The sequence below is a fragment of the Cryptosporangium japonicum genome (assembly GCF_039524755.1).
GTDB classification, from domain to species: Bacteria; Actinomycetota; Actinomycetes; order Mycobacteriales; family Cryptosporangiaceae; genus Cryptosporangium; species Cryptosporangium japonicum.
On the sequence record NZ_BAAAGX010000026.1, the window covers coordinates 43,068 to 55,700 of the forward strand.

Genomic DNA, 12,633 nt, shown 5'->3' on the forward strand with positions numbered 1-12,633 from the left:
GCGGGTGTGGCAAAGAGATGGTCATGTGCGCCCTCAGGACGTCTGGCGGTGGATCGAGAACACGTGCGCGACCTGCTGGTACGGGTCGAGGCGGACAGCGTTGTGCTGCCCCCAGTCGAAACTTGCCCCGGTGAGCTCATCGACTACCCGGAACCGCTCGTGCCACTCGAACCCGAGCTCCGGCATGTCGAGCGCTGTGTTGCCCCAGTGGGTGTTGTGCGGGTCGAGCGTGCACACCACCAGAACGGTGTCGTCCCCCAACTGCTTGGAGAAACAGATCAGCGCTTCGTTGTCGACGTGGTGGAACCGGAGGTTCGTGAGACGGTGCAGCGCCGGGTGGGCACGGCGCAACTCGTTGAGCCGGCCCAGGAACGGAGCCAGCGTACGCCCCTCCGCCTCCGCCTGCTTCCAGTCGCGGGGACGCAGCTGGTACTTCTCCGAGTCCAGGTACTCCTCGGAACCGGGGCGCACCGCGACGTGCTCGTAGAGCTCGTAGCCGGAGTAGACCCCCCAGGTGGGCGACATCATGCTCGCCAGCACCGCGCGGATCGCGAACATCGCCGGACCGCCGTACTGCAGTGACGCGTGCAGGATGTCGGGGGTGTTCACGAAGAAGTTCGGCCGCATGTAGTGCCCGGACTCGACCAGCTCGCGGCCGTACTCCTCGATCTCCCACTTCTCCGTGCGCCAGGTGAAGTACGTGTACGACTGGGTGAAGCCGATTTTCGCCAGGTGGTGCATCATCGCCGGGCGGGTGAACGCCTCGGCGAGGAACAGCACGTCCGGGTGGACCTTCTTGACCTCCCAGATCAGCCAGTGCCAGAAGTCGGTCGGCTTGGTGTGGGGATTGTCGACCCGGAAGATCTTCACGCCGTGCGAGACCCACAGCAACACGACGCGGAGCATCTCCGCGTAAATGCCGTTGCGGTCGTTGTCGAAGTTCAGCGGGTAGATGTCCTGGTACTTCTTCGGCGGGTTCTCCGCGTAGGCGATCGTGCCGTCGGGCAGCGTGGTGAACCACTCCGGGTGCTCGGTGACCCACGGGTGGTCCGGCGCGCACTGCAGCGCGAGGTCGAGCGCGATCTCCATGCCGAGCTCGCGGGTGCGTGCGACGAACGCGTCGAAGTCCTCGAACGAGCCCAGCTGCGGGTGGATCGCGTCGTGGCCGCCCTCGGCCGCCCCGATGGCCCACGGCGAACCCACGTCGTCCGGGCCCGGCGTCAGCGTGTTGTTCTTGCCCTTGCGGTTGACCCGGCCGATCGGGTGGATCGGCGGCAGGTAGACCACGTCGAAGTTCATGTCGGCGATCGCCGGCAGGCGGCGGGCCGCGGTGCGGAACGTGCCGTGCGTCGGCGCGCCGACGGCGTCCGAACCGGGCTCGGGCACGACCGCGCCCTCCGAGCGGGGGAAGAACTCGTACCAGGCGCCGTAGAGCGCCCGCTCCCGGTCCACCCAGACGCTGAACGCGGGGGAGCGGGTCACCAGGTCGCGTACCGGCCGCTCGCGCATGACCTCGGCCAGCGCGAGGCCCGGCTCGACCCGCTCGGCCAGCGGCCTGGTGGTGTCGCGCAGCGCCGCGGCGGCCTCGAACAGCTCGTCCCGCCGCTGCCGGGGAGCGAACCGGCCGGCCTTGAGCAGCAGGCGCGCGCCGGTCTCCAGGTCGTTGGCGAGCTCCACCGCGGACTGTCCGGCGGCGATCTTCACCTCGACGGCGTGGTGCCAGGTCTCGTAGGGGTCGCCCCACGCCTCGACGACGAACGTCCAGCGCCCGGGAGCGTCCGGCACCACCGACGCGTGCCACCGATCGTTCTCTCCCCGCACCATCGGGGTGAACGGTGTTCGCCGCCCGTCGGGGGCGGTCCACACCACGTTCGCCCCGACCGCGTCGTGGCCTTCTCGGAAGACCGTGGCGGAGACGGGCATGAGTTCACCCACGACGGCGCGGGCTGGATACAAACCAGCGGCGACGACGGGGGTGATGTCTTCGATCGCGAAGCGTCCGGTCATCAAGGCCTACCGTATCGAGTCAGAGGGACGGTCGCGGTTGCGGTCAGGTGCCCCCGACCCAGGGTCCCCTGTGCACGATGCCCGGAGTCCCTGTGGAGGTATAGCCGCCCCGGAGGGAAAATACTTGCGGGACACGGAGGCAATGTTCGCGCCCGTGACACGGGAACCAACCCCGGCGTCTGTAGGGTGCGGGCCGTGAGAGCCCTACGTCGTTTTACCGTGCGGGCCAAGCTGCCCGAACCACTGGCCCCGCTGGGCGAACTCGTGATGAACCTGCGGTGGTCGTGGAATCCGCCCACGGTCGACTTGTTCGCCTCCGTGGACGCGAAGCTGTGGGACCAGGTCAGGCAGGACCCGGTGCGGCTGCTGGGCGAGGTCTCCGGCCAGCGTCTGGAGGCCCTGGCGGCCGACGGCGACTTCCTGGCGCGCCTCAACGCGGCCCACGCCGACCTCCAGCGGTACCTGACCGAGCCACGCTGGTACCAGCAGGCGGCCCAGGCCGGTCTCGACTCCGGTGAGCCGCTGCCGGCCTCGATCGCGTACTTCTCGCCCGAGTTCGGCATCACCGAGGTGCTGCCGCAGTACTCCGGCGGCCTCGGCATCCTGGCCGGCGACCACCTCAAAGCCGCGAGCGACCTCGGCGCGCCGATCGTCGGCGTCGGGCTGCTGTATCGATCCGGATACTTCAGTCAGTCGCTCACCGCCGACGGCTGGCAGGCCGAGCACTACCCGCCGCTGGACCCGCACGGGCTGCCGCTGCAGCGGCTCGCGGACGCCGACGGGTTGCCGCTGCGTGTCTCGGTGAACCTGCCCGAGCACCGGGTGCTGCACGCCCACGTCTGGAAGGCGCAGGTCGGCCGCGTGCCGCTGCTGCTGCTGGACTCCGACATCGAGGACAACGGCCCGGCCGAGCGGGGCGTCACCGACCGGCTGTACGGCGGCGGCGCCGACCACCGGCTGCTGCAGGAGATCCTGCTCGGCGTCGGTGGGGTCCGGGCGCTGCGTGCCTACGCCGCGCTGACCGGTGAGCCCGCTCCCGAGGTCTTCCACACCAACGAGGGCCACGCCGGCTTCCTCGGGGTGGAGCGCATCCGCGAGCTCGTCCAGGGCTCCGGACTGACGTTCGACCAGGCGCTGCACGCCGTGCGCGCGGGCACCGTCTTCACGACCCACACCCCGGTGCCGGCCGGCATCGACCGCTTCTCCCGCGACCTGATCGCGCACGTGTTCGGGGCCGGCGTGCTCGCCGACGTGCCCGGCGTGCCGATCGACCGGCTGCTGGCGCTCGGCGCCGAGGACGACCCCGGCGTGTTCAACATGGCCCACATGGGGCTGCGCCTGGGCCAGCGGGCCAACGGCGTGAGCAAGCTGCACGGCATCGTCAGCCGGGAGATGTTCAACAACCTGTGGCCCGGGTTCGAGTCGGGCGAGGTGCCGATCACCTCGGTCACCAACGGCGTGCACGCGCCGACCTGGGTGGCGCGCGAGACCGCCGAGCTCGGCTCCGGCCGGATCGACGACGACCTCTGGGCCGCGATCGGCCAGGCGCCCGGCAAGGACATCTGGGCCACCCGCCGGACGCTCCGCGCGAAGCTGGTCGGCGAGGTCCGCCGCCGCCTGCGCGAGTCGTCGCTGCGCCGCGGGCACACCGACGCCGAGCTCGGCTGGATCGAACAGGTCTTCGACCCGGACGTGCTGACGATCGGCTTCGCCCGGCGGGTGCCCTCGTACAAGCGGCTCACGCTCATGCTGCGTGACCCCGAGCGGCTCCGCGCGCTGCTGCTCGACTCCGACCGTCCGGTGCAGTTCGTCATCGCGGGCAAGAGCCACCCCGCCGACGAGGGCGGCAAGATGCTGATCCAGCAGATGGTGCGCTTCACCGACGACCCGGCCGTCCGCAACCGCATCGTGTTCCTGCCCGACTACGACATCGGCATGGCCCGGTACCTGTACTGGGGCTGCGACGTCTGGCTGAACAACCCGCTGCGCCCGCTCGAGGCCTGCGGCACGTCCGGCATGAAGGCGTCGCTCAACGGCGGTCTCAACCTGTCCATCCGGGACGGCTGGTGGGACGAGATGTTCGACGGCGAGAACGGGTGGGCGATCCCCACCGCCGACGGCGTCATCGACCCCGACCGGCGCGACGACCTGGAGGCGGCGGCGTTCTACGACCTGCTGACCACCCACGTCCGGACGCTCTTCTACGACCGGGGCGAGGACGGCGTGCCGGCCCGCTGGCTGGAGATGGTGCGTCACACGCTCAGCTCGCTCGGGCCGAAGCTCACCGCGGAGCGGATGGTGGCCGAGTACGTCGAGCGGCTCTACGCACCGGCGGCGCGGGCCTCGACCCGGGTGCTCGCGAACGACTACGCGGGCGCGCGTGAGCTGGCCGAGTGGCGCGGCCGGGTCGCCGACCACTGGAACGGCGTCAAGGTGGCGCACGTGGAGTCGTCCGGGATCGGCGACACGCCCGAGCTCGGCGCGTCGGTGAACATCCGGGCCGAGGTGAACCTCGGCGGTCTGAGCCCGGACGCGGTGGCGGTCCAGGCGTGCTACGGAACCGTCGATCTGGACGACGTCCTGCACGACGTCCACACCGTCCCCATGCGTGCGCTGGGCAACGGCGGTGACACCTACCGGTACGAGGCCGACATCCCGCTGGAGCAGGCCGGGCCGTTCGGCTACACCGTGCGGGTACTCCCGACCCACGAGTTGCTGACGGATCCGGTGGAGCTCGGGCTAGTGACGACCGCCTGAATCAGTTCGGGTTCATAATTCACGCATGGCGATAGCAGGCGGTACCGAGCGGTCCGCCGCGGGCGCAGGGGAGTCCGCGGCGGACGGGCGGGGTCTGTCCGGCCTCGAGGACGAGCTGCGGGTCGTCCATACCCGAATCGACCAGGTCAAGGCGCGGATGCGGTCCGCGATCGACGTCTTCGGGCTGCTCGGCTTCGGGCTGGCGTTCGTCGGCCTGATCGTCGTCGCCGGCCTCGCGGCGGTGTCGTTCACCTCCGGCGACCGCGGGGTCGGCATGCTGTTCAGCGCGCTGACCGTCGTCGCGCTCCCGATCGTGGGCATCGCCGCCTGGCACGCGTTCGGTGCGCTGTGGGCGCTCAACGGCGAGCTGACCGTGCTGCGCAAGCGCGAGGCGACGATCTTCGGCGAGCTGGAGAGCGTCAGCGGCCCGGCGCCGGCCCGCGCGGCCGACGACACGCTGATCGACGCCGGCCCGCCCACCGGGCTCGGCGGCTTCGGCGGGGGCCTCGGCCGAGGTCCGCGCCGGGTCGGGCTGCGTGAACCACCGGCCGGCAACACCGCCGACGGCTACCGCGAGATCACCACCGAGAACCGTGGCCTCTTCGGACGCACCACGGCGCTCTGGTTACTCGTCGGGGGCGGGATCCTCTTCCTGATCTTCATCCTCGGTGTCGCGCTGGGCACCGCCAGCACCAACTAGGTGGACGTCGCGCGCAGCAGCACCGTCGACCAGGCCGAGAGCGGGCGGGACGCACCGCCGTCGAGCGTCTCGCTGCCGTCCGGCAGGTCGGGCCGGGCGGTGTCGAACACCACCTGGTAGCGCTCGGCCCAGGGTGGGCCGGGCAACCGCACCTCGAGGTCACCGTCGGCGGCGTGGATCCAGAGCAGGTACGAGTCGTCGACGATGCGCTCGCCACGCATCGTGCGGTTCCGGATCTGGTCGCCGTTGAGGAACATGCCGAGCGTCCTGGCGTCGTGCCGGTTCCAGTCGTCCGGCCCCATCAGCCCGCCGTCCGGCCGGAACCACGCGAGGTCGCTCACCGGGTTCTCGACGTCGGTCGGCGCGCCGACGAAGAACGAGCGCTGCCGGAACACCGGCGCCTTCGCCCGCAGCTCGAGCAGCCGCGAGGTGAACCCGAGCAGGCTCTCGGCCTCCGGATCGAGCTTCCAGTCCATCCAGGAGATCTCGTTGTCCTGGCAGTAGGCGTTGTTGTTGCCGTGCTGGGTGCGGCGGAGCTCGTCGCCGGCGGTGATCATAGGCACCCCCGCCGACAACACCAGCGTCGCGAGCGCGTTGCGGATCTGCCGGTTGCGCAGCGCGATCACCGCCCCGTCGTCGGTCTCGCCCTCGACGCCGCAGTTCCAGGACCGGTTGTCGTCGGTGCCGTCCCGGTTCTGCTCCTTGTTGGCCTCGTTGTGCTTGTGGTTGTACGTGAACAGGTCGCGCATCGTGAAGCCGTCGTGCGCGGTGATGAAGTTGATCGACGCGAACGGGCGGCGGCCGTCGTCCTGGTAGAGGTCCGACGAGCCGGAGAGCCGGTAACCGAGCTCGCCGAGGTTGCCCGCGCCGCGCCAGAGGTCGCGCACGGCGTCGCGGTACCGGCCGTTCCACTCCGTCCACAACGGGGGGAAGTTGCCCACCTGGTATCCGCCCGCGCCGATGTCCCACGGCTCGGCGATGAGCTTGAGCTGGTTGATCACCGGATCCTGGTGGATCACCGACATGAACGAGGAGAGCTGGTCGACGTCGTGCATCGACCGGGCCAGCGCCGACGCGAGGTCGAACCGGAAGCCGTCGACGCCCATGTCCAGCGCCCAGTAACGCAGCGAGTCCATCAGCATCTGCAGCATCGCCGGTTGCCGGGCGTCCAGCGTGTTGCCGCAGCCGGTGTAGTCGACGTAGCGGCTGCCGTCGTCCTGGGCCAGCCGGTAGTAGCCCCGGTTGTCGATGCCGCGGAAGCTCAGCGTCGGCCCGTCCGCACCGCCCTCGGCGGTGTGGTTGTAGACGACGTCGAGGATGACCTCGATGCCGGCCGCGTGCAGTGCGGCCACCATGTCGCGGAACTCCTCGACCTGGCCGCCGGCGTCGCCGCGGGAGGAGAACCGGGAGTCCGGGGCGAAGTAGCCGAGCGTGTTGTAGCCCCAGTAGTTCGGCAGGCCGCGGGCGGCGATCGTCGGCTCGGTGACCATGTGGTGCACCGGCAGCAGCTCGACCGACGTGACACCCAGCCCGACCAGGTGGTCGATGACCGCCGGGTGGGCCAGGCCGGAGTACGTGCCACGCAGGTGGTCGGGCACCTCGGGGTGGCGCATCGTGAAGCCACGCACGTGCAGCTCGTAGATGACCGTGTCCTCCCAGGGCACCCGGGGACGGGTGTGCGAGAGGCCGGTGGAGCGGGCCAGCACGACCGAGCGCAGCGTGTGCGGTGCGGAGTCGCGCGGGTCCGGCCAGCCGCGGGCGGCGTCGCCGGTGTGGCCGTAGAGGGCCTGGTCGTAGTCGACCTGGCCGGAGTAGGCCCGCGCGTACGGGTCCATCAGCAGCTTGGCCGGGTTGAACCGGTGGCCGGCGAGCGGGTTCCACGGGCCGTGCACCCGGAAGCCGTAACGCTGGCCCGGCCCCACGTTCGGCACGTACCCGTGCCAGACGTGGTAGGTGCTCTCCTCGAGCAGCAGTCTCCGCTCGTTCCCGGCCTCGTCGAAGAGACAGAGGTCGACGCCGATCGCGTGCGGACTCCACAGCGAGAAGTTGACGCCGTCGCCGTCCCAGGTCGCTCCGAGCGGAAACGGGTGACCGGGCCAGGGACCACTGGTATCGACGCTCATGGCACCCCCAAGCAGCCTGTTGTGCACAGATTAGGGGTTGGTCTCCGAAACCGTACCGAGACCTCCCGAGATGTGGTCCAGCGCCTGGTTCTCCTGAGTACCAAGCGGCGCGTCGGGACGGGGGAGGACGACAGTGGTTGGCCCGGGTGTTGTTGGATGGGTACGTGCCTGACGCTTCTCGTCCCTCCGCCGTCGGCCGCGCGGCCGTGCCCTCCGTTTCCCCGGTCTTCTCGGTGACCCGAGGCGTGTCCGTGGTGCCGGATTCAGCGCTGAAGTCACGTTCGGCCACGCCGCGGACGTCGTACCCCGACCCGGACCCCGACGCGGTGCTCGACCTGGCCGGGGTCACGGTCACCCGATCGGGCAACGACCTGCTGCACGAGATCGACTGGCAGGTCCGCGAGGACGAGCGCTGGGTCGTACTCGGCCCGAACGGCGCCGGCAAGACCACGCTGCTCTCGGTCGCCGCCGCGCGGCTGCACCCCACCCGTGGACGGGTCGCGATCCTCGGTGAGCAGCTCGGCAAGGTGGACGTCTTCGAACTCCGGCCGCGGATCGGGCTGTCGTCCGCGTCGCTGGCCGAACGGATCCCCGCCGACGAGACCGTGGCCGACGTCGTCGTCACGGCCGCGTACGCCGTGGTGGGGCGCTTCACCGAGCAGTACGACGGCCTGGACGCCGACCGCGGCCGGTCGCTGCTGGCCCAGTTCGGTGTCGAACACCTGGCTCCGCGGCTCTACGGGACGCTCAGTGAGGGCGAGCGCAAGCGCGTCCAGATCGCCCGCGCGCTGATGACCGACCCCGAGGTGCTGATGCTCGACGAGCCGGCCGCCGGCCTCGACCTGGGCGGCCGGGAAGACCTGGTGCACCGGCTCTCGGTGCTGGCCAGCGACCCCGCCTCGCCCGCGCTGGTGCTGGTGACGCACCACGTCGAGGAGATACCGCCCGGCATCACCCACGCGCTGCTGCTGCGCCAGGGGAAGGTCGTCGCGGCCGGGCCGCTGGACGAGGCGCTCACCGCGCAGACGCTGTCGAGCACCTTCGGTCTGGCCCTCCGCCTCGACCGGGTCGACGGCCGGTACGCTGCTCGCGCATTGTGAGGGGCACGGTTCTGGCGGAAATGTGACAGAACCCTTTGATCGATCACCTGCGTGACCCCTTTACAGTGGACACCGGGAGATCTTCGGGGAGCGCACACCCATGGGCCGGCACGACCAGATGGTCCTCGACATCGGCGAGGACGTCGACGGGTACCGCGTCGAGTCGTTCATCGCCCGTGGCGGGATGGCCGTCGTCTACAAAGCACGTGACCGACGCCTCGGGCGCCCGGTCGCGCTGAAGCTGATCGCGCCCGAGCTGGCCGCCGACACGACGTTCCGGGCGCGGTTCACCCGCGAGAGCGAGCTCGCCGCCTCCCTGGACCACCCGAACGTGCTGCCGATCTACCAGGCCGGCGAGCTCGACGGGATGCTGTGGACGGCGATGCGTTTCGTCGACGGCGAGGACCTGGACACGGTGCTGAGCCGCCGGGGCCGCCTGACGCCGGACGAGACGATCACGATCTTCACGGCCGTCGGCGCCGCGCTGGACGCCGCCCACGCGCGCGAGCTCGTGCACCGCGACGTCAAGCCGGGCAACATCCTGCTCACCGGGCAGGACAGCGACGACGGCGACATGAACCTCACCGCCAGGCACATCTACCTCACCGACTTCGGGCTCACCAAGCGCAGCGCCGACGTCACCGGCCTCACCACCGCCGGGCAGTTCCTCGGCACGATCGCGTACGTCGCGCCGGAGCAGATCGCGAGCCAGGCCGTCGACCACCGCGCCGACGTGTACTCGCTGGGGTGCGTGCTCTACCACGTGCTCACCGGCGCGGCGCCGTTCGCGCGCGACGACTACGTGGCGATGCTGTGGGCGCACATCAGCTCGCCGCCACCGGTGCTGTCGGAGGTGCTGGCCGACGTGCCGCCCGCGGTCGACGCGGTGATCCAGTCGGCGATGGCGAAGGAGCCGAGCGCGCGGCCGGACAGTTGCGGTGCGCTGGTCGGGCAGTTGCGGAACGCGTTCGGGTTGGCCGCGCAGATCCCGTTCCGCCTGGCCGACCGGCCGGGGAAGGTCGCGGGTGTCCGCGACCGCTACGTCAGCGAACCCGCCGACGACACCCCGACGCTCGTGACGGACACTCCCGCCGAACCTCCCACTGGTACGGCCCCGCCCCCGGCCGCGGCTGAGCCGGCCGGTGCGGCGCCGGTGCCGCGGGCCGCCGCGGAGACCCGGCCGGCGAGCCTCCCGCCGAGGCCGACCCCGTCGTCGGCCCCGTCATCGACCCCGTCGTCGGCCGCACCGTCGGCCGCACCGTCGGCCCCGCTGTCGGCCGCATCCGGACAGTCCGGCGGGCAGGTCCCGGCGGCCGATTCCGCGCCGGCGTCCGAGGCCGTACCGCAGACCGAGCCCGCCGCGGCGGCGCCGGCGGAGAGTCTCGAAGAGGCGCTGGCCTTACGGCCGGTGTCGTCCGAGCCTCCGCCGCCGCGGGCCGAGCCGACGGTCGTCGGGAGCCCGTCACCGGCCCGCGCGGACGCGATCGCCCAGCGCGATTCGCCGCCCACGCTGGTCAGCCACCGCCGCGACCCCGAACCACCGGCCGCGCCCGACCGCCCCCGCCGCATCGCGCTCGTCGCCGGGCTCGTCGCCCTGGTCGTGCTCGCGGTCGGAGCGGGTTTCTGGATCTTCCGCCCCGACCCCGCCGACCGCGCGGTCACCGCCTCCCCGTCGACGACCCCGGCGCCGTCCGCGAGCCCGGGCCCCAGCACCCCGGCCAGCGTCGCGAAGCCCCTCGTCGCCACGACGGTGAAGGTCGGCAACGGCCCCCAGGGCATCGCGTTCTCCCGCGACGGCCGCCGCGTCTACATCGCCAACAGCAACGAACGCTCGGTGTCGGTGATCGACAACGAGGACCACCGGGCGACCAGGGTGATCCGGACCCCGAACCAGCCGCAGTACCTCGCGGCCAGCCCCACCCAGGACCGGCTCTACGTCTCGACCCACAACGACAACGGCGGCGGCAACGCGATCGTCGTGATCGACACCGTCAAGTCCACAGTGGTCACCAGCATCGCCGTCGAGCAGGCGACCGACTCGCACCCGTACGCGCTCGCGGTGTCACCGGACGGGGCGTGGGTCTACGTGCCCGACCACGACCGCGAAGTGGTGCTGGTCATCGACACCGCGACGAACAAGCTCGCGGCGAAGCTGGCCGTGGCCCCGCGTCCGCACTCGGTGACGTTCGCCGGGAGCACCGCGTACGTGGCCAATCACGAGTCGAACCAGGTGTCGGTCGTCGACACGGGGAAGACCTCGGTGGAGTCCACGATCCCGGTCGGCGCGGCACCGCACAGCGTCGCGGCCAGCCCCGACCGCAGCCGCGTCTACACCGCCAACTACGACGACGGCACGACGTCGGTGATCGACACGGCGACGAGGAAGAAGATCGGTACGGACGCGAAGGTCGGCACGAACCCGCGCTGCGTGGCGGTCTCCGCCGACGGTAAGCACGCGTACTTCGCGGTCACCGGCGACGACACGCTCACCGTGCTCGACACGACGACGATGAAGCAGACGGCGTCGATCAAGCTCGGCGTCGACCCCTACGTCGTCGCGGTCTCGCCGGACGGACGCACCGGTTACGTGACGAACCGGGAGTCCGACACGGTCACCGTGCTCTCGCTCACGGCCTGAGACCCGGCTGACTACCCGCCGGTAGGCTGCGGCGAACGGCGTCGTCGAAGGGTGGTCGGAGCGGATGACCGGTGAGTTCGTGAACCTCGAGGTGGCGGATGGGGTCGGCACGATCCGGCTCGACCGGCCGAAGATGAACGCGCTCGACACCCAGGTGCAGGGTGAGCTGCGTGCCGCCGCCGAGGAGGCGACGCGCCGCGACGACGTCCGGGCGGTGGTGCTCTACGGCGGGCCGAAGGTGTTCGCGGCCGGCGCGGACATCAAGGAGTTCGCCGAGACCTCCTACACCCAGATGGTGTCGCGGGCCGAGGCGCTGACCGGGTCGCTGACCGCGGTCGCGCGCATCCCGAAGCCGGTCATCGCCGCGGTCACCGGGTACGCGCTCGGCGGCGGGTGCGAACTCGCGCTCACCGCGGACTTCCGGGTGGCGGGCGAGAACGCGAAGCTGGGGCAGCCGGAGATCCTGCTCGGCATCATTCCCGGCGCCGGCGGCACGCAGCGGCTGACGCGCCTGGTCGGCCCGTCGAAGGCCAAGGACCTGATCTACTCCGGCCGGTTCGTGGACGCCGCCGAGGCGCTCGCGATCGGGCTCGTCGACAAGGTCGTACCGGCCGACGACGTGTACGCCGCGTCGGTCGAGTGGGCGTCGACGTTCGTGAACGGCCCGGCCTACGCGCTGCGTGCCGCGAAGGCCGCTATCGACGGCGGCCTGGACGTGGACCTGGAGACCGGGCTGCGGCTGGAGAGCCACTTGTTCGCCGGCCTGTTCGCCACCGAGGACAAGCGCATCGGCATGGAGTCGTTCCTGGCCAGCGGCCCGGGCAAGGCGAAGTTCACCGGCGCCTAGATGTACTCGGCCGGGACGTTGGTGGCAGATGACCTGCCCGACACGCCGGGTGGGTTGGTTGAACTGGTGAGGACCTCCGGTTGAGGTGTGGCTTGTCTAGAGTCCGCACCTGACCGGAGGCCCTCGTGTCTCACCGTAATGCCCGTTTGACCTTTCATGGCCGCATGCTGCTGGTCGATCGTGTCCGCCGTCAGGGCCATCCCCAGGCCCACGTGGCCGGCCAGATGGGTGTCTCGCGGCAGACCGTCGGCCGGTGGCTGGCCCGCTATGACGCCGAAGGCCCCGGCGGGCTGCACGACCGCTCGTCCCGGCCGCGCACGAGCCCGCGCCGCACCCCGGCCGAGGTGGAACAGAAAGTCCTCACGCTGCGCCGCGAGAAGCGCCGCGGCCAGGACTGGCTCGGCCCCGAACTCGGTCTCCCACCGCGGACTGTTTCCCGGATCCTGCGCCGCCACCACACC

The 12,633-nt window shown here is 71.0% G+C and carries 8 protein-coding genes; 6 read left to right on the plus strand and 2 right to left on the minus strand.

The genetic code is table 11. The annotated features are described in order from the left end of the window. Positions 1–33: 33 nt before the first annotated feature. Positions 34–2,007, minus strand: a complete 1,974-nt coding sequence (locus tag ABD437_RS30965) for an alpha-1,4-glucan--maltose-1-phosphate maltosyltransferase (protein ID WP_344652486.1) — start codon at positions 2,005–2,007, stop codon at positions 34–36. A gap of 195 nt (positions 2,008–2,202) precedes the next feature. Between ABD437_RS30965 and glgP the strand changes: the two genes are divergently transcribed. Together glgP and ABD437_RS30975 are read left to right on the plus strand one after the other, a co-directional pair. After that, on the plus strand, positions 2,203–4,764 hold the full coding sequence (glgP, locus tag ABD437_RS30970) for an alpha-glucan family phosphorylase (protein ID WP_344652487.1): 2,562 nt from the start codon (positions 2,203–2,205) through the stop codon (positions 4,762–4,764). Positions 4,765–4,789: 25 nt separating this feature from the next. Next, a complete protein-coding gene (locus tag ABD437_RS30975; RefSeq protein WP_344652488.1) occupies positions 4,790–5,464 on the plus strand; it encodes a hypothetical protein in 675 nt (224 codons plus the stop codon). Here ABD437_RS30975 and glgX read toward each other — a convergent pair. After that, the gene (gene glgX, locus ABD437_RS30980) at positions 5,461–7,587 is read right to left on the minus strand and encodes a glycogen debranching protein GlgX (RefSeq protein ID WP_344652489.1); all 2,127 of its coding nucleotides are present in this window, start codon (positions 7,585–7,587) and stop codon (positions 5,461–5,463) included. The two genes, ABD437_RS30975 and glgX, sit on opposite strands and share 4 nt — an antisense overlap. Positions 7,588–7,856: 269 nt before the next feature. Between glgX and ABD437_RS30985 the strand changes: the two genes are divergently transcribed. From ABD437_RS30985 to ABD437_RS31000, 4 genes are all read left to right on the plus strand, one after another. Beyond that, positions 7,857–8,687: an ABC transporter ATP-binding protein gene (locus tag ABD437_RS30985; protein ID WP_344652494.1), complete on the plus strand. Its 831-nt coding sequence runs from the start codon at positions 7,857–7,859 to the stop codon at positions 8,685–8,687. A 100-nt stretch (positions 8,688–8,787) separates the two neighbouring features. Further along, positions 8,788–11,325, plus strand: a complete 2,538-nt coding sequence (locus tag ABD437_RS30990; protein WP_344652490.1) for a protein kinase domain-containing protein — start codon at positions 8,788–8,790, stop codon at positions 11,323–11,325. A gap of 64 nt (positions 11,326–11,389) precedes the next feature. Further along, positions 11,390–12,172 (plus strand): enoyl-CoA hydratase/isomerase family protein, encoded by a 783-nt coding sequence (locus ABD437_RS30995; protein ID WP_344652491.1) that lies wholly within the window; start codon positions 11,390–11,392, stop codon positions 12,170–12,172. 125 nt (positions 12,173–12,297) lie between these two features. Beyond that, positions 12,298–12,633, plus strand: a 336-nt coding sequence (locus tag ABD437_RS31000) for a helix-turn-helix domain-containing protein (RefSeq protein WP_344652492.1), incomplete at its 3' end; no start/stop codon positions are given.

Excerpts from the sequence above, each read along its gene's own strand:
- ABD437_RS30965 (WP_344652486.1), bottom strand. The coding sequence starts at position 2,007 with ATGACCGGACGCTTCGCGATCGAAGACATCACCCCCGTCGTCGCCGCT.
- ABD437_RS30975 (WP_344652488.1), top strand. The coding sequence starts at position 4,790 with ATGGCGATAGCAGGCGGTACCGAGCGGTCCGCCGCGGGCGCAGGGGAG.
- glgX (WP_344652489.1), bottom strand. The coding sequence starts at position 7,587 with ATGAGCGTCGATACCAGTGGTCCCTGGCCCGGTCACCCGTTTCCGCTC.
- ABD437_RS30990 (WP_344652490.1), top strand. The coding sequence starts at position 8,788 with ATGGGCCGGCACGACCAGATGGTCCTCGACATCGGCGAGGACGTCGAC.
- ABD437_RS30995 (WP_344652491.1), top strand. The coding sequence starts at position 11,390 with ATGACCGGTGAGTTCGTGAACCTCGAGGTGGCGGATGGGGTCGGCACG.